Raw genomic sequence first — 22,471 nt, 5'->3', positions numbered from 1 at the left:
AATATCCCAAAAACACCTCCGAATGAGCGTTCTGGTCAATAAAGATTCCAAGGTTATCGTACAGGGCTTCACCGGCTCCGAGGGCTCGTTCCACGCCCAGCAGATGATGGACTACGGCACCAACGTGGTGGGCGGCGTGACGCCCGGCAAAGGCGGCTCCGAGCACCTGGGCCGTCCCGTGTTCAACACCGTGGCCGAGGCCGTGGAGAAGGCCGGCGCCGACACCAGCATCATTTTCGTGCCCCCGGCTTTCGCCGCCGACGCCATTATGGAAGCCGCTGACGCAGGCATCAAGGTGATTATCACCATCACCGAGGGCATTCCGACCAAGGACATGATTGCCGTGAAGCACTACCTGAAGGACCGCAAGGGCATCACGATGATTGGGCCGAACTGCCCCGGCGTGATGACCGCCGGCGAGTGCAAAGTGGGCATCATGCCCGGCTTCATCTTCTCGAAAGGCAAAATTGGCATCGTATCCAAGTCCGGCACGCTGACCTACGAGGCCGTTGACCAGCTCACCAAAGCCGGCCTGGGCCAGACCACGGCCATCGGCATCGGCGGCGACCCCATCATCGGCACCACCACCAAAGAGGCGGTAGAATTGCTGATGAACGACCCCGAAACCGAAGGCATCGTGATGATTGGCGAAATCGGCGGCGGCATGGAAGCCGAAGCTGCTCGTTGGATTAAAGAAACCGGCAACAAGAAGCCCGTGGTGGGCTTCATCGCCGGCCAGACGGCCCCTCCCGGCCGCCGCATGGGCCACGCCGGTGCCATCGTGGGCGGTGCCGACGACACGGCCGCCGCGAAAATGGCCATCATGCGCGAGTGCGGCATCCACGTGGTGGATTCGCCCGCCGAGATTGGCGATACCATGCTGCGCGTGCTGGCAGGCAAATAGGCCTCGTTTCTTTCCTCGCTTGACTGTTTAAAAAGCTCCGGCCGTTGCGGCCGGAGCTTTTTTATTTGCCTGTTTGGGTTCTTTTTGGCGATGCGCTGCCGTTGCAGCGCCACCATAGCAATTGCTAGCCGACCGTTGCGTTTATTTGAATCTTGATTTATAGCGAATCAGTGCGTTGCGCGCGGATTGCTGTCACTTTCCACCTCTATCCTTTTAGCCCATTCAGAATGAGAAAACTTTTTACTCCGGTTATGTCGGGCTTAGTCATCGGCTCGATGCTGCTGCAAAGCTGTGCCACCATCATTTCGGGCTCGCGGCAGGCCATGTACGTGTCGGGCCAGCCCACCGGTAGCCTGTATTCGGTCAACGGCAAGACGTTAAAAGCCAAACCCGTAGCGTCCAAGCCCGGCACCGTGAAGGTGCTACTCAAGCGCAAAGGCACCTCCGAGCTCACGGTAAAACACGAGGGCTACAAGGATTACACCGAGGTGCTAACGGCTGACCGCCCCAACCCCGTGGCGTACCTCAACTACTTGGGTATCGTTTTGGTTATTCCGCTTCTGGTTAACATGGCCGTTGATTCGGGCACCGGGGCCGGACGGAAGTTCAGCAAAAACGAAATACACGCCGAAATGCACCCGCTGCCCAAGGCAGTGGCCGGCGGCCCCAGTATTCAGTCGGGGCCCATCAACGTGCGCATCAAAGGCGGCGATAAGATGGGCAACTTCTACATCGTAAAGGAAGCAACCGACGTGCTTTACTTCGGCAAAACCCTCGACGTGGACGCCGACCACCTGCGCAGCAACGTGAACGGCACCCTCAAGGACCTGGGCTACGAAACGCCGGGCAGCGGGGGGCGCAGCGTGTTCGCCACCGGCTCCAACTCGCGCTATACCCTGCAAGGGGAAATGCGCGAGATGAAATACGACATCATGGCCACCAACAAATACGAGGCCTTTGCTCACTTTTCGACTTCCTGCCGGGTAGAGGTAACCTGGAAACTGGTGAACCAAGCACGGCAGACCGTGGTGGAGCAGAAAACAACGGGGGCGAGCATTAAGGGCGAAAAAGGCGGTAGCGCCGCTTTCGAGGATGCGTTTGAGAACGCGCTGCTGGCGTTTCTGGGAAGCAAAGACGTCGTGGCGGTTTTGTCGAAGACGAGCAACGGCAAGGCCGGGGCCGGCGATGAAAAGCTGCCCGCTATTACGCTGCACCGCGCCGCGGCGCCCAAAATCACGGGCGATAATGGCGTGGGCCAAGCTGCCCGCAACGTGGTCGTCATCGAAACCAGCGACGGGCACGGCAGCGGCTGCGTGGTGTCGTCCGACGGCTACATCATCACCAACGCCCACGTGGTGGGCGACGACGGCGAAGTGAAAGTGCTGACGGCCGAAGGTGTGTCGGCCAAGGGCAAAGTAGTGCGCGTGAACGCCGACATGGACCTGGCTCTGGTGAAAATGGATGCCGAAGGCTTGACCGCTTTTCAGCTGCCTTCCGCCAGCGTGGCCGAAGTGGGCAGCGACGTCTTCGCCATCGGCACGCCGGCCGACAAGGAGCTCAACCAAACCGTAACGAAAGGCATCATCAGCGGCCGGCGCAAGATTGAAGGCCACTCATTCCTGCAAACCGATGTTAGCATCAACGGCGGCAACAGCGGCGGGGCTCTGGTGGCACGCTCGGGCCAACTGCTCGGCATTGTGAACGCCAAGTTGGTAGGCACTGGCATCGAAGGCATCGGCTTTGCCATTCCGGCCGAGCAGGTGGCTGATGCACTGCAACTGAAAGTCATTGACTAAACTCCAAACGCGCGCAACAGGTACTTACCGGCCGCGCGGGAGCTTTTGGCAATACAAAAAAGCCTCCGCTTCGGCGGAGGCTTTTTTGTATTGCGGTTGCAACCTTGCCCTAGTCGTCCAGCGTGGTATTTTTATCGAAATTGATAACGATACCTACCTGGAACACTGAGTTGGCGGCTTTCAGGTAGTCATTGTGCCGCAGGCCGAAAATCTGGCCGCTGATTAATTGCAGTTGCACAGGGCCGAATAATTGGGTGCGAGTGAAGGTGATGGGCTCGAAAAAGACGTTGCTTTCGCCGGGGGCGGCCAGGCCGTCGATTTTGAAGTTGTTGAGCTGCATGTAGCTCAGGCGCATGGCCGCGCCGTAGGTGAGCGGGAAGTCGTGGTTGAAGAGGTGCAGGCTGTTTCGCTTCTTCTTGGCGTAGTTCACCTGGGCAAAAACCTTGGACAGGCTACCGTCGAGGGTGCGGGTAGTGATTTGGGCTTCGTTGCGCTCGATGCGCTGGGTGGCGCCGCCGCCGCCGCCCACGTACACTTCCAGCACGCGCTTGTCGGGCAGGCGGGTAAAGTAGCCGAGGCTGGCTTCGCCGAAGTCAATGTTCTCGGTTTTGTCGGACTTTTTGCGGTGCAGCGAGGAGAAGGTACCCGCCACGGCCAAGTGGTTGGTAAGGCCGTAGGCACCCTGTAGAGCATAATTGGTGTGCTGGTTGGTGCTCACGGTGCCGTAGAACTCGCCTTGGTGCGTGAGCATGGGCGCGTGCGGCGGCGGTGGAAAATACAGCGAGGCGCAGCCCGTGAGGCCCGAGGAAACCGATAAAAAAGTCAGACGCAGCAAATGCTTCATACAGCGGGCGAGGCGGGGCAAAGAATGGGGCAAGCAACGCCCGATGCGGCAATTTCGTGTTTCTGCCCGACATTCCCCCGGATTTACCAGGCCGGGCTCAGTTGCTGGAGTAAGCCGGACCGTATGTATGGAGCAATTAATCCCCTCACTGTGCCCGCTATGCCCGCCAATTCGTTTGATGCCATCATTATCGGAGCCGGCCAGGCCGGTACACCGCTCGCCTATGCCCTGGCCGCTGCCGGCCGTCGCGTGGCCTTTATCGAAAGTGACTTTCTCGGGGGTTCCTGCATCAACTACGGCTGCGCGCCTACTAAGGCGCTGCTGGCCTCGGCCGAGCGGGCGCACCAAGTGCGTACTGCTGGGGCACTAGGCATTGAAGCGCCCGAGCCGGTGGTAAACTTCGCGGCCGTGATTGAGCGGATGCACACCCTGCGCCAGAACTCGCGCGACAGCCTGCACCGCAAGATTACGGAGGACCGCGACGGCATCACGCTCATTCGGGGGCGGGCGCAGTTCACGGCCCCGCACACGCTGCACGTGGCGCTGGTGGGCGGTGGCGAGCAGCAGCTCACAGCCCCGCTCATTTTCATCAATACCGGTACCTGTGCTGCTGTGCCCGACATTGAAGGGCTGGCCGACAGCGGCTACCTCACCAGCGACTCGCTGCTGCTGCACCTGAAAGAGCAGCCCGAGCACTTGCTCATTCTGGGCGGCAGCTACATTGGGGTCGAATTCAGCCAGATGTTTCGGCGGCTGGGCAGCCGCGTGACGGTCATCGACAGCAAGCCCCGCCTGATGGCCCGCGAAGACCCCGACGTGAGCCACCCGCTCGAAGAATGCCTCACCAAAGCCGGCGTGGAACTGGTGCTGAGCGCCGAAACCCGCCGCGTATCCCGCACTGCCGACGGCAGCCTCACCCTCACCGTGACCACCAAAGACGGTGAGCGCCGCCTGCGTGGCAGCCACTTGCTGGTGGCGGTGGGCCGCCAGCCCAACACCCGCGACCTCGGCCTGGAACGCACCAACATCACCCTCGACAAAAAAGGCTACATCGAAGTAAACGAGCACCTGCAAACCGGCACGCGCGGCGTGTATGCGCTGGGCGACGTGAAGGGCGGCCCGCAGTTTACCCACGTCAGCTACGACGACTACCGCATTGTGCGCGACGCCCTGCTGCACCACGGCAAGCGCACCACCGCGCACCGGCCCCTCCCCTACGTGGTATTTACGGAGCCGCAGCTGGGCCGCATTGGGCTTTCAAAGAATCAGGCCAAGGAAAAAGGTATTCCTTACCGGGTGAGCCGGCTGCCCGCCCGCAACATTGGGCGGGCGGTGCAAACGGGCGAAACCGAAGGCTTCGTGGAAGTACTGGTGGGCGAGGACGACCGCCTGTTGGGCGCGGCCGTGTTTTGCGAGCAGGGCGGCGAAATTATGACCATGTTCCAGCTAGCGATGGCGGGCGGGCTGCGCTACCAGGAACTGGAAGACATGATACTGGCCCACCCCACCTGGGCCGAGGTGCTGAACAACGCGTTTCAGCGGCTGAAACCGGGAGAGTAAAAAATTAGGCCAGCTGCTTTTCCTGCAAGAAGGCCCGCACCGCTTGGGAATCATTCAGCACCTTGAGCACCATGAGGTGCAGCAGGGCGACAGCGACTCCAAAGCGGAAGGCCCGAAAGCAGCCTAGGTTTCGGGGAGTTTTGGGCAACAAAAAAGGGCACCCACGTGGCGTGGGTGCCCTTTTTTGTTGTGTATTTGCCTCTGTTACCGGACCGCCGCGCCGGTGTCGGTCAGCCAGCGGCTGAGGTAGCTCCAGGCTTCTGCCTCATTCAGCGTTTCGCCATTATCCGATTGGCGCACCCCTTCCTCAATCCGCTTGATGAGCAGCAAACGCTCGAACAGGTCTTCTAGCTCGAAATTTTCCGGCAGTTGGTTGACGGTTTCGAGGATTTGGACTTTAGTCATGGCGGTGGATGACTTGGGGGCGTTTGCTAAACTACGCTGCGGGATGTAAAAGTGCCGACGATGCTTAGTCGCCTATGCACCAGGAAAATTTGTCAACAAGTCTATTTTACCCTGCATGAGCAATTGTATGACTATTTTCATGGCTTCCGGTTTATCGGTAAGGCTTCTTAGAATAGCAGCATTCTTTTCTTCCTGATTCATGGTAGTATCTCCAATCAACATTAGAAACTCAGGGTTTGTCATCATCATCATAAACAGTTCTGTTGCTGCTTCAACAGGTGTTTTTTCTTTTACAACATCGTATTGAGGGAAATTGTAACGAATTAATTGAGCAAACTGCAGAACTTGATTATCCGGTTTTTCGGAGTTCTTATCATACCAAGAGAAATATTCGCGGAAGCTTTTTGTCAAGTCCTTAATTCCTTTCGGAGAGAATTCATACTCTATATAACGCTGATGAGAAACATCGAAAGCGGGTTTGGTACCAGCAGCGCTATTGCGAATCAGAATTGTTCCAGGCTTGCAACAATGCCGAACACCTAATTCATAATATACATTAGGATTTGGGTAACTTATATCTACGATAACAAAATCATCATGCATTAGATGAGATAAAATATCAGTACTGATTGAACCTGGCATCGCTATTTCGTCAGCTCTTACTATATCCAAGTTTGGTCTAGAAGTTTGTAGAGCAACTTTAATTACGTCCTCATACATAGATTGCAAATGCTCAGCTGTTATTGTTGAATCTCCAACAGTTTGCTCGCTAATCGCCATTGCGACAAAACACGTTTCATTCATTTTATTGTCAGTTAAGATTTTGTTTTAATTATAAAACCCCCGCGCCAGCCAAAGCCGACGCGGGGGTTTCTGTTGGTGCTTAGGCAGCGGCCAAGCTACTACATATTCTTGATAATCTCCTGGCCGAATTCGCTCGTTTTGAGGAGGGTGGCGCCTTCCATCTGGCGTTCGAAGTCGTAGGTCACGCGCTTGCTGGCGATGGCGGCTTCGAGGCCTTTGTTGATGAGGGCGGCGGCCTCTTTCCAGCCCATGTACTCCAGCATCATCACGCCGGAGAGGATAACCGAACCGGGGTTCACCTTGTCCTGGTTGGCGTATTTGGGGGCCGTGCCATGGGTGGCTTCGAAGATGGCGTGGCCGGTCACGTAGTTGATGTTGGCGCCCGGCGCGATGCCGATGCCGCCCACGATGGCCGCCAGCGCATCGGAGATGTAGTCGCCGTTCAGGTTCAGGGTGGCTACCACCGAGTACTCCGAGGGGCGCAGCAGAATCTGCTGCAGGAAGGCATCGGCGATGCTGTCCTTCACGATGAGCTTGCCCTGCTCCACGGCTTGCTTTTGCAACGCGTCAGCCACGGCCACGCCCTGCTTGGCCACGATTTTATCGTACTGAGCCCAGGTGAACACCTTGGCGCCAAATTCCTTCTCGGCCAGCTCGTAGCCCCAGGTTTTGAAGGCACCTTCGGTGAACTTCATGATGTTGCCCTTGTGCACGATGGTCACCGAAGGCTTCTTGTTGTCGAGGGCGTACTTGATGGCGGCGCGCACGAGGCGCTCGGTGCCTTCCTTGCTCACGGGCTTGATGCCGAACGAGGACGACTCGGGGAAGCGAATTTTCTTCACGCCCATCTCGTCCTGCAGGAATTCGAGCATTTTCTGGGCCTGGGGCGTGCCGTTCATGTACTCGATGCCTGCGTAGATGTCCTCCGTGTTCTCACGGAAGATGACCATATCGGTCAGCTCCGGGTGCTTCACGGGCGATGGCACGCCGTCGTAGTAGCGCACGGGGCGCACGCAGGCGTAGAGGTCCAGTTCCTGGCGCAAGGCCACGTTGAGCGAGCGAATGCCGCCGCCCACGGGCGTGGTCAGCGGGCCTTTGATGCCCACGAGATATTCGCGGAAGGCATCGAGGGTTTCGTTGGGCAGCCAGTTCGTAGTGGCTTTGTAGGCTTTCTCACCGGCCAGCACTTCTTTCCATACCAGCTGCTTTTTGCCGCCGTAGGCTTTTTCCACCGCGGCGTCGAACACCAGCTTGGAGGCGCGCCAGATGTCCGGCCCCGTCCCGTCGCCCTCGATGAAGGGAATGGTAGGTTTATCCGGAACGGTCAGCTTGCCGTTTTTAATGGTGATTTTTTGCTCTGCCATGTGGGGTGTTCGTTTATGTAAATCTGTCATCCTGAGCGCAGCGAAGGACCTTATCGCGTCAGGGTCTTGGGAAATAATTCAACTGAGCGCAGGCGGGATAAGGTGCTTCGCTGCGCTCAGCATGACAATCGTCGGGTTGGTTTAATACCCGAAAATCTCCTTCAGCGTGAGCTGCTGCACCTGGCCGTACTTGGCCAGCTCCTTGAAATTGAGCCGGTCCTTCGAGCCGATAACCAGAATTACCTGGTTCTGGCCGTGCACTTTGGCCAGCTGAAACTTCTTCAATTCATCAAAAGTCATTTTCTGCGTGCTGGCGTACACGTCGCGGCGAATGTCGTAGTCGAGGCCGAGGCGCTTGGCGCGCTCGTAACTCATCAGGATGTCGCCCTTGGTGATACGCTCCGTGCTGATGCTGTTGCGGATAGCGTTTTTGGCGATTTCCAGGTTGGCTTCGGCCACGGGCATGTCGGTGAGCAGGGCTTCCATGCCGGCCATGGCCTCGGGCAGCTTGTCGCTCTGGGTGCCGATGTAGCTCAGGTTGTAGTTGGAGCGGCCCAGCTTGTCGGCGTTCGAGTAGCCGGAGTAGGCCGAGTAGGCCAGCGCCTTGCTCTCGCGCAAATCCTGAAACACGATGCTGCCCATGCCGCCGCCGAAGTACTCGTTGTAGAGCGCCACCGTGGGGACCAGCTCCCTGCTGTACAGGTCGCCCTTGGTCAGGAACAGGATTTCGGCCTGCACCATGTTGTAGTCCACCCAATAGACCTTTTTGTCCTTCAGCGGCTGCTCGGCGAAGTCTTTGGCCGGCGGAGCGGGCGTGAGCTTGGCCGGCGTTTTGTGTTCAGCTTTAAGCACGTCCACAATAGTCATAGTAGCGCCTTTGCTTGGCCGCGGCCCATAGTACAGCACACGATGCTGGTACGTTTCCAGCTTCTTAATCATGGCCGTGAGCTCCTCGGGCTTCACCGCTTTCAGCTCTTTCTCGCTCAGGATATTCGTGAAGGGGTTTTTCGGGCCGTACTTCACATAGTTCACCATCGCCTGGTTCAGAATCACGCGCTTTTCAAGCTTGGCATCCTGACGCTGCTTGAGCACGCCGGCCACCATGTCTTTCAGGGCCGCGGCATCGGGCTTGGGCGCGTTCAGCAGCTGCTCAAACAGCTTCAGCGCGGGCTCCAGGTTGGTGTCGAGGCCGTTGAGGGTTACGAAAATGCGGTCGGGGCCACTGGTCACGTTGAAGGAGCAGCCCAACTTGTAAAACTCCTGCTGCAGCTGCGCGGCGGTGTACTGGCCGGTGCCGAGGTATTGCAGGTAGTCGGAGGCGAGGCTCCAGCGTGGGTCGTTGTTCTTGCCCAAGTCAAAGACATAGGACAGGTTGAACAGGCCGTTTTCGTCGTTGTGGGTGTAATACAGCGGCAGGCCGGGCTTGATTTCTGTCTCCTGAATGTCTTTCTTGTAATCAACAAACACCGGCTGCAGCTCCGTGCTCGGCATGGCCGTGAGCTGCTTGTAGTAGGCCGAAGCCACGTCGCGGTTGGCTGGCACGGGCGTGATGGCGGGCTTCACCACTTTCACTTTGTTGGGGTCGACCCCGGTGCGCTTGAACACGGTCACGTAGTTCGGGCCGTAGTTGTCGTTGGCGAACTTTACGATTTCGGCCTTCGTGATTTTGCCGAAATCCTCCTGCTGTTGCAGGTAATCTTTCCAGTCGATGCGCTCGATAAACGCCTCGTACATGGAACTGGCACGGGCCTCGTTGCTTTCGTAGCTCTTGGTGCGCGTCAGCTTCTCGTTGTTGATAATAGCCGGAATCAGCCAATCGGGGAAATTGCCCTTTTTGACTTTGTCCAGCTCGCCCAGTAGCAGGCCTTTCACCTCTTCCAGCTTCTGGCCCTGGCGCGGCGTGCCGTAGATGACGTGCGTGGAATAATCGTCGTTCATGTCGGTGAACGAGGCGGCTTCCAGCACTTTCTGCTGCTGGTTCAGGTCGAGGTCGATGAGGCCGGCCTGGCCGTTGGTCAGGATTTTATCCAGCATGCGCAGGCGCACGGCATCTTTCGAAGCCTTGCCCGGCAGGCGGTAGCCAATCATCACGTTTTCCGACTGCGGCCCGAGGACTTCCTTGGTAATTGGGGCCGTCAGCGGCTTCTCTACCGGTGCGTTGAAAACCGGCACCGGCTTGCCCGGCATTGCGCCGAAATACTTGTCAATAATCCGGATGGTTTGGTCGTAATCCAGGTCGCCGCTCAGGCACAGCGCCACGTTGTTGGGCACGTAGTACTGGCCGAAATACTTCTTAATCTCCGTAATAGACGGATTTTGCAGGTGCTCAATCGTGCCGATGGTCGTCTGCGTGCCGTAGGGGTGCGTGGGGTAGAGCGAGGCATTCAGCGCCTCAAACTCCTTGTTGAAGTCCGAGTCCAGCCCGCGGTTTTTCTCCTCGTACACAGCCTCCAGTTCCGTGTGAAACAGGCGCGGCACCATCTCGCGCAGGCGCTCGGCCTGAATGGCGGCCCACTTCTCCAGCTGGTTGCTGGGAATGTCTTCCTGGTACACCGTTTCCTCGTTGGAGGTGTGGGCGTTGGAGCCTTTCGCACCAATGGCGCCCATCACCTTGTCGTACTCGTTCGGCACGGCGTAGCGCGCGGCCACGCCCGAAATCGAGTCAATCTGGTGGTAGGTGCGCTTGCGGGCGGCGGCATCGTTGCGCTGGCCGCGGTACACTTCGTAGAGCGCCTCAATCTTGTCGAGCTCTACTTTCTCTTTGGCCCAATCCTGCGTGCCCAACTGCGAGGTGCCCTTGAACACCATGTGCTCCAGGTAATGCGCCAGGCCGGTAGCGGTGGAGGGGTCGTTTTTGGAGCCGGCGCGCACGGCCAGGTACGTCTGGATGCGCGGGGCGTCTTTGTAGTCGGACAGATAGACCGTCAGACCGTTAGCCAGCTTATAGATGCGTACGCCGAGTGGGTCGCCGGGCACCGATTCGTAGTGGTATTCCTTCGGCGCAACCGGCGTGGAAACCGGTGCGGCCGCAGCTGCTGCCGAAGCCGTAGCGGCCGGCTTGCTCGATTGGCATTGCGTGGTGAGGCCCAGTACCGCCAGGGCGGGAAACAGCAGCAAAAAGTTTTTTTTCACGAATGGCGCAGGCGGGTAGCTGGGGGATTCAAAAAACAAAGGTAGCTGGCTGATAGAGGAATAAAAAACAAAATTTCGCCTTATCTTGGCTGATTGTTTCGTCGCCAGCAGGTGACAGAATTAACGGAGGCAGGCTTTCCCAATCGTTTGCGGGAATGCAGTAGAGGCTTTGTAGCCCGCGTCCACGCGCAGTTAGAGCCGTTCGGGTATTGTTGAGAGACGCGGACTTACAAAGTCCGCGCTACATTAATAGTCGGCTTCCAGGCCCAGACGTTGCTTGGCCTCGCGCAGGGCGGGGAATCGCTCGGCCAGGTACTCGAACTTATCCGAGGTGGTGTAGAGCCGTTTGGCTGTGGGAGCAGCCTCGGTCAGCACGGGTAGCACGTTGAGGCGGGGGTGGCCAGTGCGGCGGCGCAAGTCGGCCAGGAATTCGACCCGCATTTCGTTGAACTGGTCAATCTGGATGGGGTTATCGACAGCCAGCTCGATACTGTGCTCGGCGTTGGCCGTGACGGGGCGGTTCAGCACCCAATACTCGCTCATGCGGTCCTGAGCACGGCGTTCCTCGGCTATTTCCTTCCACACGCGCTGCAATAGCGCGGGGTCGATGGGTGCGACGGTGCCGCTGGTGGACTGTGGCTCGGCCAGCGCCGCTGCATCCTGGGCCGACTTACTGGCGGCGGCCGCGGTGCGGCTGCTTAGGTCTTTCAGGCTGGGGATTTTGCTGGCCAGGCTGGGGATTTTGGCGAAAGCTGCGGCTGGCGACGGGCGCGGCGCGGGCTCGATGCCCTCGAAGCTGGGCACGCCGATTTCAACGTGCGGCAGCGTGTCGCGCATCTGGTGGCGCTCGGTGATGGGCGCGGCCGGGTCGGCTTCGATGCTGGGGGTGTCGTGCAATTCCTCCACCCCGTTTTCGACGGGTAGTGGGTCGGGACCGTCGGCCGGGGCAGGGCCCGTGGCTACGGGTGTGCCGGCCGGCATGGGCAGCGGCGCGGGCGCAGCGGCCGGGCGCGGGGTCGTACCCGATAGGGCGGCATGGTATGGGGCCGCAGGTGACTCAGTAGCGTAAGCAGCGGGGGCAGCGTAAGAAGCAGTTGGGGCTGAAGTAACTACGGCTGCGACTGGCGCCTGCTGAATGTGACCGTTGCTACCAGAAGCGACTGCCGGCGCAGCAGTGTTTTCCCCGTCGTTTAGGCCACTAGTTTTTTTTTTAGCCTCGCCGTTGGTGGCAGGGTCGTACCCGGTAGGGCTTAGCTCACGTACAAACTGCACGGCCCCGTTTAAATAGGCCAGCTTCATTAAGGCCAGCTCCACGTGCAGGCGCTGGTTTTTGGCTTGCTTGAATTCCCGGTCGCACTGGCTGATGAGGTTCAGGGCCGAGAGCAGGAAAGCCAGCGGCGCGGCCTGGGCCTGCTCCACGTACTTCTGCTTGATGCCGTCGGACACTTCCAGCAGCTGCACCGTCACGGCGTCTTTGCACACGAGCAGGCCACGCAGATGCTCGGCCGTGCCCACCACGAAGTTGTGCAGGTCGAAGCCGTTCTGCATCACCTCATCGAGCAGCAGCAGCGCGGCCGAGAGGTTTTCGGTCAGCAGGCTGTCAATCAGCCGGAAATAATAGTCGTAATCGAGGATGTGCAGGTTTTGCACTACCTCTTTGTAGGTGAGGTTGTTGCCGCCGAAGGTCACCATCTGGTCAAACATCGACAGGGCGTCGCGCAGGCCACCGTCGGCCTTCTGGGCCAGTAGGTGCAGGGCGTCGTCTTCGGCCGTGATGCCTTCCTGGGTGGCCACGTAGCGCAAGTGGCTGCGCATGTCCTCCACCTTGATGCGGCTGAAGTCAAAAATCTGGCAGCGCGACAGGATGGTGGGGATAATCTTGTGCCGCTCGGTGGTGGCGAGGATGAAAATGGCGTAGCTCGGCGGCTCCTCCAGCGTCTTGAGAAAGGCGTTGAAGGCCGCGTTCGAGAGCATGTGCACCTCGTCGATGATATAGATTTTGTACTTGCCGGCCTGCGGGGCGTAGCGCACCTGCTCTACCAGCGAGCGGATGTCTTCGACCGAGTTATTGGAGGCCGCATCCAGCTCGTGCACGTTGAACGAGGCGTTTTCCTGGAAGGCCACGCAGGACGCACAGGTGCCGCAGGCCTCGGTTTCGGGGCTGAGGTTGGTGCAGTTTATCGTCTTGGCCAGGATACGGGCGCAGGTGGTTTTGCCTACCCCGCGCGGGCCGCAAAACAGGAACGCCTGGGCCAGGTGCTGGCTCTGAATGGCATTCTGCAGCGTGGTGGTGACGTGCTGCTGCCCCACCACGCTGCGAAACGTGGAAGGACGGTACTTGCGGGCCGAAACGACGAAATTATCCATAAGTTCTGTCTACAAAGTTACCCAGAAATGGGCGGCTTTGGAAGTGAAATCGGGCAGGTTTAGAGTTGGGTTGGCCTTACGGGGACGGTCATGCAGAGCGCAGCGAAGCATCTTGCCTGCGTAACTAATTCATTGCATGCAGCGAAGCGGGCAAGATGCTTCGCTGCGCTCTGCACGACTGCCTTTTTTAATCCAGACGCCTCTGTTCTTCCCTCTCCACAAACACCCAAACCGCCGGAAACCTTCCCTCCTTCCCCATCGTTTCAACTTCACCGCGTACCTTCGCGGCCCGCTTGGCCCTAACCGGCCATTCGGGACTCGTTCTTTACCATTTGGGGATGACCGGAATTGACAGCTTGCGCAAATTGCGGGTAAGCGTGCCAGGAGTTGATGGAAGCTCTCCTGTCAAAAAATCTATCAACAATCAACTGGCGACTATTCGTACGCCATGGCTGCCTAGTTCAGAATTAGGTAATTGCCATCGTTCCGCCCGGGTAAGTTTCTACACCTGGGAGTTCGGAGCGTCGTAAGTAGAAAATAGCCTTCGAGGAGCTGTGACTCGGGGGCGAAACCCAACTGCAGCTAGGGGCGGTGCAAAGGCCTGATATGCGCCTGTACCGCCATGAAAATCCAAGCATAGATACGCACGTAGAAAGCACGTTGATTTCCTTGTCTGGACCAGGGTTCGAATCCCTGCATCTCCACTTTAAACCCCGTTTGCCTGGTGCAAACGGGGTTTTTTGGTTTTTGGCGCAAGCCAAAATCAACCGTTTGCACACTTTACTCACACTTCTTTTTCCCACTTTGCAATGCTGAACTATACCCACCGGCTGCTGGCATTCTGCTGCCTGGTTTTACTTTGGAATAACGTCCAGGCCCAGACCATCAAGTCGCCCAACGGGCAGCTGACGCTGCAGTTCGCGCTGCAAAACGACGGCGTGCCCACCTACCACCTCACCTACAAAGGCCGCGACGTTATCAAGACCAGCAAGCTGGGGCTGGACCTGAAAAACGCGGCGGGCCTCACCAGCGGCTTTGCCGTGGCCGATACCAAGCAGCGCAGCTTTGATGAAACCTGGACGCCGGTGTGGGGCGAGGTAAAAACCATTCGCAACCACTACAACGAGCTAGCCGTGACACTGGCGCAGGCCGCCACCGGCCGCAGCATCCGGGTGCGGTTCCGGGTGTTTGACGACGGGCTAGGCTTCCGCTACGAGTTTCCGCGCCAGCCCAAGCTGGACTATTTCACCATTAAGGAGGAGCGCACGCAGTTTGCGTTGGCCGGCGACCACAAGGCCTTCTGGCTGCCCGGCGACTACGACACGCAGGAATACAGCACCGTGACATCGAAGCTGTCGGAAGTGCGGGGGCTGATGAAGTCGGCCGTGACCGGCAACGCCTCGCAGACCACCTTCTCCCCCACCGGCCTGCAAACGCCGCTCATGCTCAAGAGCCAGGACGGGCTGTACATCAACATCCACGAGGCGGCGCTGATTGATTACTCGTGCATGAGCCTGGAGCTGGACGATAAGAACTTCGTGCTGGAATCGCACCTCACGCCCGACGCGGTGGGCGACAAGGGCCTGATTCAGACGCCGGCGCTGTCGCCCTGGCGCACGGTGATTGTGAGCGACAAAGCCGGCGATATTCTGGAGTCGAAGCTGGTGCTGAATTTGAACGAGCCCACCAAGTTCAAGGATACCAGTTGGATTAAGCCGGTGAAGTACGTAGGCGTGTGGTGGGAGATGATTACGGGCAAGAGCACGTGGTCGTACACCAACATGGACAACATCAAGCTCGACTCCGTTGATTACAAAACGGTGAAGCCCAACGGCACGCACGGCGCCAATACGGCCCACGTGAAGGAATACATCGATTTCGCCTCCAAACACGGTTTCGACGCGGTGCTGGTGGAAGGCTGGAACACCGGCTGGGAAGACTGGTTCGGCAAGCACAAGGACTACGTGTTTGACTTCGTGACGCCCTACCCCGATTTCAACGTGCCGGAGTTGCAGCAGTACGCCGCCAGCAAGCACGTGAAGATGATTATGCACCACGAAACCTCGGGCTCGGTGCGCAACTACGAGCGGCACTTGGACACTGCGTTTACCTTCATGAACAAGTACGGCTACGACGCCGTGAAAACCGGCTACGTGGGCGACATCGTGCCGCTGGGCCACCACCACTACGACCAGTGGGTGATTAACCACTACAACTACGTGTTGCAGAAAGCTGCCGACCACCACATCATGGTGAACGGCCACGAGGCTGTGCGCCCCACCGGTTTGGCCCGCACCTACCCCAACCTGATTGGCAACGAAGCCGCCCGGGGCACCGAGTACGAATCCTTCGGCGGCAACAACGCCGACCACACCACCATTCTGCCCTTCACCCGCCTCATCGGCGGGCCGATGGACTACACGCCCGGCATTTTTCAGACGAAAATCAGCGTCCTCAATCCCAACAACAAGTCCTTCGTGCACAGCACGCTGGTGCGCCAAATGGCCCTGTACGTGACTATGTACTCGCCCCTGCAAATGGCGGCCGACCTGCCCGAAAACTACAACCAGCACCTCGACGCCTTTCAGTTCATCAAGGACGTGGCCGTGGATTGGGACGACACCCACGTGCTCGAAGCCGAGCCCGGCGACTATATCACCATCGCCCGCAAGGCCAAAGGCAAGAGCAGCTGGTTTATCGGCAGCACTTGTGATGAGAATGGCCGCACGTCGAACATCAACTTCGGCTTCCTCGACCCCGGCAAAAAGTACGTGGCCACCATCTACGCCGATGCCAAGGACGCGCACTACGAGAAGAACCCGCAGGCCTATACCATCCGCAAGATGCCGGTGACGCGCAAAACCAAGCTGGCGCAGTATTGCGCGCCGGGCGGCGGCTACGCCATCAGCGTGATGGAAGCGCGGTAGCGGCTGAGGCTTAGGCAACGCATTAACAACAACACTCCGGTGGGACCTGGCTATAAGGCTCCACCGGAGTGTTTTCGTTGATACCCATCCAATGGCATCAATAGTAAGTGGAGTACAGCACCGGATGCTTCGTTTTGAGCGCCTTGGAGCTGACACGCAGTTGGCCTTTGCCGGTGGTTGTTACCTCGGCCAGCGGGTCGCGGAAGAAATAGGCTCCTTCCTCAATCACGAGTTGCCCGGCGATGGTGACTTTGGTGTGGCGCAGGATTTCGAGCGCGCCACCTTTCTTCACTACCAGGCGCGAGGTGGGACCGATGTACAACTCGGGCACACTGCCCTCCATTTCATTGATGACTAATGCATTTTTGTTAGCTACCACTACGTTGGCGGAGTCGCGGGTGCGGGCTGGCAGCCGGCCAATGTTCAGCCCACCGATTACCAGGTAATAGGAATTGGGCGCCAAAAACTGCAGGCTGCCAGGTGCCCGCAAAATGGTGGTGCCTGGCGTACTACTGTTGCCCAGCATAAAGTCGGTGCGGTGCGGGCTGTTGCGGTGCGGTCCGTTCTGAAACACCGTGTTGCCGCTGAATATGCCACCCAGGATTTTATCGTAGGAACCCTCGGGTGGTTGGGCGTAGTCGTAGAGGAAACTGCAGTTGCGGAAATGAAACAAACTAGCGGTATCCATCGCGGCCGGAATGACGTGGATGAGGTAGCCGTGCGTGCCGATGAAACGGCAGTCGGTGAAGCTCATGCGGGTGGCGTGCGAGTCCGAATGCATGGTGAACGGCCCGTAGGCCGGCAGGCCGTGGTAGGGCCGGTCCTCAAAAGTGCAGCCCACAAAACGGGTAGCTTCCCGAGCCGTGGCCGCATGGCAGCCGTGCACGAAGGCCCCGTAGATGCGGCAGTCCTTGAACAGAAAACCCTTCTGCGTGACCCAGGCCGACCAGTTGGTGGTGCTCCAGAGCAGACTGCCGGATACCACGATGTTGCGCGTGTTTGAAGGGTATTTTTCGTCGACCCAATCCGAAACGATGGCCTGGCCTGCGTTGTCCACGAAGCGGCATTTTTCCAGGCTTACGTTGGTCACAAAGCCGTCCTGCGGCTCCAGGTCGACGCCCGCGCCGGGATTCGAAAACAGGGCTTTGCCGGAGGAGGTTGGCACGATGCGCCCGGTGTGGCTGAAGTTGCAGTTCACGGCCCGAAAGCCGTTGACGCCGGTGAGCGACAGGCCCTGGCGGCCGTTATAGTTGCAGGTGGAATTCTCAAGCAGAATGTCCTCCCGCTTAGGGTCGTCGAGACTTTTGGCGAGGTGGTTGAGGACCTGGATGCCATCGCGCCCAAAGTGGTGCAGCGCCAGCCGCCGCAGGGAAATGCGGCGCGAGTCACTCACAAAAATACCGTCGAACTGCAGCTGGATGCCGGTATCGCCCCAGTGCCCGCCCACTTCCAGTTGCACGTTGTTGCCATTAAAGGCCAGGTTGGTAATCTGCACGTTATCGCAGCCTTGGAGCACGAAGCAGGTGCCGCCGGAAAAAGCGTATTTGCCATCGGTAAAATAGGCGTTCGGCGACTCGAACGGGCGCTTGGTGACGGGGTCGAACGAGCCGTAGCGCATGCCGCTAGCGTAGCGGATTTCGGTGGTCGCGCTGTCGTCGCCGGTCACGGTGAGGTTGCGGCAGCCGCTGAGATGCAATACGCTCACGCCCTGATTGTTCGCATCCTGCCGGCCCACCAGGTACACGCCTTTGGGAATGCGCAGCACGGCGGCCCCGGTGCCAGCGGGCGTCTGGGCGCGCTTGTTGAAGTAGTCGGCGGCCCGCTCGAAGGCGGCTTGGTCGTTGGTTTTGCCATCGCCGACGGCGCCAAAATCGGTTTTCAGGTCTTTGCGCAGCACGGCCGGGGCTTGCCCGTACGAGAAGCTGCTGACAAGCAGCAAACCTAAAAAATGCCAGACCATAAGCAGCCCCGAAAACGCCTTATTCCCTGCTACTGACTTCCTCATGTTGCGCGCTATAGTTGCTGATTAGCGGTGCCCGTTGTTAGGCACCAGCCTCAAGCAAAATTAACCTACTGCGACCCGGCAAAACGGGTTACTATCGGGCCTTACAGCACCAAATCGGCAAACAGCCGGGCCAGCGTCGCGCCCGCATCCGAGCAGCGGCCGGGGTGCACCGCCGACGACTGCACCACCGTGCTGCGCGTGGCCGTGAGCCAGCGAAACCGCTCGGCAATGGGCAGCTGGCCGATGGTACCACCGGTGGCTTTGCCCTGGCAAATGCGCTCAAACGCTTGCAAACGGGCCGTGATTTCGGCCAAATCCAAATCCGGCGCCACGGCCAGCAGACGGGCCTCAGGCAGCGCAAACCGGGTTTCGAGGAAGCCCAGCGAGCGGCAGTACACGATGATGCCCACGTTCAGAAATTCTTCGCGCTCCACGCGGGGCACCACGCGCAGCACGGCGTACTCAAATAAGTGCATTGCGGGCATCTTGGGCTTCCTGGACAAAGGTTTCTGAGGCGGCCAGGCGGGCTTCGAGGAAGCCCACGTAGGCGGCGCGCTGGTCGGCGGCGGTGCCGTGGCCGTTGGTCAGCCACGCATCGGGCACCAGGGCCACGATGGCGCGAAGGACTTCGGGCGTGAGTTTCGCCTTGTAAGCGGCATCGACTTCGACCAGCTCGCTGGCCTGGGGCAGCAGCACGTGGGTTTTAATCTGGGGAAACGGGCGGGGGCGCGGCGCGGCCCACTCGGGGCCGGCGTGGTGCACGTAGAGGGCCGCGCCGTGGTCGATGAGCCAGAGCTCCTTGTGCCACATCAGCATGTTGGTGTTGCGGGCGGTGCGGTCCACATTCAGCGTCAGCATGTCCAGCCACACAATTTGGGAGGCCAGGTGCGGCTCCACGGTGGTCACCAGCGCATCGTAGGTGATGGCGCCGGAGAGGTAGTGCAGGGCCAGGTTCTGGCCGGTGCTGGCTTGCAGCAGGTCCTGGATTTCCTCGTCGGGCTCGGTGCGGCCGAAGGACTCGTCGAGCTCGCAGAACACCAGCTCGGGCACGCGCAGGCCCAGCACGCGGGCTATTTCGCCCACAATCAGCTCGGCAATCAGGGCCTTCACGCCCTGGCCCGCGCCGCGAAATTTCACCACGTAGAGAAAGTTGTCGTCGGCCTCCATCAGGGCCGGCAGCGAGCCGCCCTCGCGGAGCGGCGTCACGTAGCGCGTGAGCTCTACGGTGCGAAGTTCGAGAATACTGGGGGCCGACATACAGCTGACAGGAAGAAAATAGCCCGGCAAAGGACGGTCAATTCCGGGTTTTGGGCCGCTGGTGGCGGTAGCAGCGATGAGTGGATGCACTTATCCGGTTGCTGATTTTAGCAATTCAGACAGATTTCAAAAAAAATAATGTACCAATAATTCATATTTATTTGGCTGGCAATAAAAAGCCGCTACATTTGAACTATATCATTTATAACGCGCCAAATTATCATTTCATTAATATTTTCGTATAACAATTACAATAGACGCTATCTGACACCATCCAATTTTTGATTCTGAAATTCTTTAAAAATTCACATTTAATTCTCACCTTAAATTTATTGCCCATGAAACAACTCGACTTTGCTAACAACAACCGGGGTTTGGCGTTTGCTCCGCCCAGGGTGGTCTCCCGGCCGGCGGGCCGGCTCATGCTTTGGACGCTGCTAGTGCTGGGCTTCCTGCTGGGAGCGGGCGCGCCGGCGCAGGCCAGCCACTTCCGCTACGGCACCCTCACCTGGCGCACCGTGGCCACCGACCCGAGCAAGCTGACCGTGCAGTTTAAGGTGAGCCAGGCGTGGCGGCTCAGCTTTGGGGCTTTTGCGAATAATCCTCCGGTGCCCGGCGCGGTATTTAACGACGTTTTGAATTTCGGCGATGGCACAACCGGCAGCATGAGCTTGGTGGTAACGTCGGTGGACGCGCCGGGCGACAGTTTCTATGCCGAAGCCGTGGTGACGCACACCTATGCGGCGGCCGGCAGCTACCGGGCCTTTTTCTCGGACTGCTGCCGCATCTATACCCTATCGAACAACGCCAACAGCACCTGGTACGTGAGCAGTCTGGTGAATGCCGGCTCGGGCAACAGCTCGCCGGTGTCGACGCTGGCCCCGGTGGTGAACCTGGCCGTGGGCCAGGCCGCTGCTACGTTTCAGCTGCCCGCCAGCGACCCTGATGGCGATGCACTGACCTACTCGCTGGCCACCTCGGCCGACATCAACAACGAGCCTTTCTTCACCAACGCCCCCGGCCTGACCGTGAACCCGTCTACGGGCGCGGCTACCTTCAGCACGGTGGGCCGCACGGTGGGTGAGCTCTTCAATGGCGTGATTAAGGTGAGCGACGGGCGCACCAGCATCTTGGTCGACTTTCTGATTAACATCACGGCGGCTTCAACGGCCCCGGTGTTCGATTACAGCATCACGCCGCCCAACGGCTATGTATACCGGGTGGCCCCGGGACAGGCGGTCACGTTTGGCGTGCGCGCCACCGATAGCGACCCCAACGATGTGGTGAACCTGAAGGCCTTCGGGCTGCCAGCGGCAGCTACCACCGCCCCCACCCTGCCCCTGAACGGCAACCCCGTGCAAACGGCCTTCACCTGGACGCCCACAGCGGCTAATCTGGGTACGGTCATCATCAACTTCGTGGCTCAGGACCTGGCCGGCGTGCAAACCTCTACGTCCGTCACCATTGAGGTGAGCCAGAAGCCGCGCTTCGACGTGCCTCCTACGCCGGCCAACACCAGCGTGGTGCAGGTGACGCCCGGCACGGCCCTGCGCTACACCATTCAGGCGTCGTCGCCGGTGGCTACCAACCGGGTGAGCATTGTGAGCGCGGCCGGCTTACCTGCGACCGCCAGCTTTGCGCCCGCGCTGCCCACGGCCGCCGCCAACCCCACCAGCACCCAACTGAGCTGGACGCCCGTGCTGGCCGACTGGGGTCCGCACGCCGCCACCTTCGTGGCCCGCGACAACAACAACGAGCAGGCTACCCACGCGCTGAGCTTCATCATCAACTCGGCGCCGGCCTTCACCTCGCAGCCCAGCGGCCTGACCCGCACGGTGGGCCAGCCGTTCACGTACAACATCACCGCTACCGACCCCGACCTGCCCTACGGCGACCGGCTGACCATCACGGCCTCGGTGCTGCCCAGCTGGCTGCGGCTGATATACCCCGGCAACGGCACGGCCACGCTCAGCGGCACGCCCACGCTGGCCCAGGTGGGCACCCACCGCGTAACGCTGGAAGCCGAAGACACCTACCACCACGGCAACAGCTACGGCACTATTTCGCAGACGTTTGTTATTACCGTAGTGGCCTGCAACGTGGCTGCTGTGCCCACCGCCACCAACCCAACCTGCGCGGGCAGCAGCACCGGCAGCATTGCGCTGGCCGTAACGGGCGCCCAAGCCCCCGTTACCTATTCCTGGACCGGCCCCAACCGCTTCCAGGCCACTACTGCGGACCTGAAGCAGCTCAGCGCGGGCACCTACACCGTGGTAGTGACCGGGGCCAACGGCTGCACCGCCACCGCCCAGGCCACCCTGAAAGACCCCGCCCCGGCCACGCCGCCCACCGTCACGGTTTCGCTGGTGAACCCCGTGGTGGTGCAGCAGCCCACCACCATCTTCCTCGGCTACGGCCCCCAGACGGCTACCCTGACCGCCACCGGCGGCGTGAGCTACCGCTGGAGCCCGGCCACGAACCTGAGCAACGCCAGCATCGCCAACCCGGTGTTTGCGCCCACGGCGGCCGGCCAGTACACCTACACCGTGACGGCTACCAACGCCGCTGGCTGCCAGACGTCGGCGTCCGTAACGCTGAGCGTGATTGATGCCAACTGCGGCAACAACGCCAAAAACCCCAAGGTGCTGGTGTGCCACAACGGCCACGAAATCTGCATTTCGCCCAACGCCGTACCGGCCCACATCGGCCCCGGCTCGACGCACAACGACTACCTGGGCAGCTGCACCGGTCTGTCGATGCCCGACATCGCGAGTGCCGCAGCACAGGTCGTGCTCGAAGCCTACCCCAACCCCGTAACTCAAAGCACGGTGGTAAACTTCCGGGTTCCCGCCACGTCGGCGGCTATGGTACAGGTTTACAACCAGATGGGCGTGCTCGTCGCTACGCTGTTTGAAGGCGAAGCCCAGGCGGGCCGCGACTACCCGCTCGAAGTAGACGCCAGCCGCTGGCCCACCGGCATTTACCTGTGCCGCTTCGTGAGCAAAGGCCAAAGCAGCACCCAGCAGTTGATGGTGACGAAATAAATCTCGCCGCTTCATCATAGAAAAGCCCCCTGCCAGTACGGCAGGGGGCTTTTTTGCTTTTG

The 22,471-nt window shown here is 59.5% G+C and carries 15 protein-coding genes and 1 other RNA gene; 6 read left to right on the top strand and 10 right to left on the bottom strand.

Translation table 11 applies throughout. The features are described 5' to 3' along the window. The first annotated feature begins 22 nt into the window (after nucleotides 1–22). Together sucD and ACYU7Q_RS13415 are read left to right on the top strand one after the other, a co-directional pair. Complete coding sequence (gene sucD / locus ACYU7Q_RS13420; protein WP_460609949.1) at nucleotides 23–904, top strand: succinate--CoA ligase subunit alpha; 882 nt, start codon at nucleotides 23–25, stop codon at nucleotides 902–904. A 227-nt stretch (nucleotides 905–1,131) separates the two neighbouring features. Beyond that, nucleotides 1,132–2,700 (top strand): S1C family serine protease, encoded by a 1,569-nt coding sequence (locus ACYU7Q_RS13415; RefSeq protein WP_460609948.1) that lies wholly within the window; start codon nucleotides 1,132–1,134, stop codon nucleotides 2,698–2,700. Between the two features lie 109 nt (nucleotides 2,701–2,809). Here ACYU7Q_RS13415 and ACYU7Q_RS13410 read toward each other — a convergent pair whose 3' ends face one another. Continuing rightward, nucleotides 2,810–3,544 (bottom strand): hypothetical protein, encoded by a 735-nt coding sequence (locus ACYU7Q_RS13410; RefSeq protein WP_460609947.1) that lies wholly within the window; start codon nucleotides 3,542–3,544, stop codon nucleotides 2,810–2,812. Nucleotides 3,545–3,703: 159 nt separating this feature from the next. Between ACYU7Q_RS13410 and ACYU7Q_RS13405 the strand changes: the two genes are divergently transcribed. Beyond that, nucleotides 3,704–5,104, top strand: coding sequence for a mercuric reductase (locus ACYU7Q_RS13405; RefSeq protein WP_460609946.1), 1,401 nt, complete (start codon nucleotides 3,704–3,706; stop codon nucleotides 5,102–5,104). 4 nt (nucleotides 5,105–5,108) lie between these two features. Here the strand turns inward: ACYU7Q_RS13405 and ACYU7Q_RS13400 are convergent, their stop codons facing one another. The 6 genes from ACYU7Q_RS13400 to ACYU7Q_RS13375 all read right to left on the bottom strand — a co-directional run bounded on the left by ACYU7Q_RS13400 (nucleotide 5,109) and on the right by ACYU7Q_RS13375 (nucleotide 13,176). Continuing rightward, nucleotides 5,109–5,252 (bottom strand): hypothetical protein, encoded by a 144-nt coding sequence (locus ACYU7Q_RS13400; RefSeq protein ID WP_460609945.1) that lies wholly within the window; start codon nucleotides 5,250–5,252, stop codon nucleotides 5,109–5,111. A gap of 56 nt (nucleotides 5,253–5,308) precedes the next feature. Further along, a complete protein-coding gene (locus ACYU7Q_RS13395; protein ID WP_460609944.1) occupies nucleotides 5,309–5,509 on the bottom strand; it encodes a hypothetical protein in 201 nt (66 codons plus the stop codon). A gap of 72 nt (nucleotides 5,510–5,581) precedes the next feature. Beyond that, nucleotides 5,582–6,313, bottom strand: a complete 732-nt coding sequence (locus tag ACYU7Q_RS13390; protein WP_460609943.1) for a hypothetical protein — start codon at nucleotides 6,311–6,313, stop codon at nucleotides 5,582–5,584. A gap of 98 nt (nucleotides 6,314–6,411) precedes the next feature. Continuing rightward, complete coding sequence (icd, locus tag ACYU7Q_RS13385; RefSeq protein ID WP_460609942.1) at nucleotides 6,412–7,677, bottom strand: isocitrate/isopropylmalate dehydrogenase family protein; 1,266 nt, start codon at nucleotides 7,675–7,677, stop codon at nucleotides 6,412–6,414. Between the two features lie 141 nt (nucleotides 7,678–7,818). After that, a complete protein-coding gene (locus tag ACYU7Q_RS13380) occupies nucleotides 7,819–10,809 on the bottom strand; it encodes a M16 family metallopeptidase (protein WP_460609941.1) in 2,991 nt (996 codons plus the stop codon). A gap of 246 nt (nucleotides 10,810–11,055) precedes the next feature. After that, the gene (locus ACYU7Q_RS13375) at nucleotides 11,056–13,176 is read right to left on the bottom strand and encodes a DNA polymerase III subunit gamma/tau (RefSeq protein WP_460609940.1); all 2,121 of its coding nucleotides are present in this window, start codon (nucleotides 13,174–13,176) and stop codon (nucleotides 11,056–11,058) included. A gap of 334 nt (nucleotides 13,177–13,510) precedes the next feature. Here ACYU7Q_RS13375 and ssrA point away from each other — a divergent pair. Together ssrA and ACYU7Q_RS13365 are read left to right on the top strand one after the other, a co-directional pair. Further along, nucleotides 13,511–13,883, top strand: a transfer-messenger RNA (tmRNA) gene (gene ssrA, locus ACYU7Q_RS13370). Nucleotides 13,884–13,985: 102 nt separating this feature from the next. Next, entirely contained in the window at nucleotides 13,986–16,103 is a 2,118-nt protein-coding gene (locus ACYU7Q_RS13365; RefSeq protein ID WP_460609939.1) for a glycoside hydrolase family 97 protein, read from the top strand. Nucleotides 16,104–16,200: 97 nt separating this feature from the next. Here ACYU7Q_RS13365 and ACYU7Q_RS13360 read toward each other — a convergent pair whose 3' ends face one another. From ACYU7Q_RS13360 to ACYU7Q_RS13350, 3 genes are all read right to left on the bottom strand, one after another. Further along, nucleotides 16,201–18,063, bottom strand: a complete 1,863-nt coding sequence (locus ACYU7Q_RS13360) for a glycoside hydrolase family protein (RefSeq protein WP_460609938.1) — start codon at nucleotides 18,061–18,063, stop codon at nucleotides 16,201–16,203. Between the two features lie 146 nt (nucleotides 18,064–18,209). Beyond that, complete coding sequence (locus ACYU7Q_RS13355) at nucleotides 18,210–18,593, bottom strand: DUF3037 domain-containing protein (protein WP_460609937.1); 384 nt, start codon at nucleotides 18,591–18,593, stop codon at nucleotides 18,210–18,212. Beyond that, the gene (locus ACYU7Q_RS13350) at nucleotides 18,571–19,365 is read right to left on the bottom strand and encodes a HipA family kinase (protein WP_460609936.1); all 795 of its coding nucleotides are present in this window, start codon (nucleotides 19,363–19,365) and stop codon (nucleotides 18,571–18,573) included. The genes ACYU7Q_RS13355 and ACYU7Q_RS13350 overlap by 23 nt, the downstream gene beginning before the upstream one ends. A gap of 338 nt (nucleotides 19,366–19,703) precedes the next feature. Between ACYU7Q_RS13350 and ACYU7Q_RS13345 the strand changes: the two genes are divergently transcribed. Next, the gene (locus ACYU7Q_RS13345) at nucleotides 19,704–22,409 is read left to right on the top strand and encodes a putative Ig domain-containing protein (RefSeq protein WP_460609935.1); all 2,706 of its coding nucleotides are present in this window, start codon (nucleotides 19,704–19,706) and stop codon (nucleotides 22,407–22,409) included. Nucleotides 22,410–22,471: the final 62 nt, after the last annotated feature.

The organism is Hymenobacter terrigena (assembly GCF_054776515.1).
This window is presented reverse-complemented; position numbering and strand designations above follow the sequence as displayed.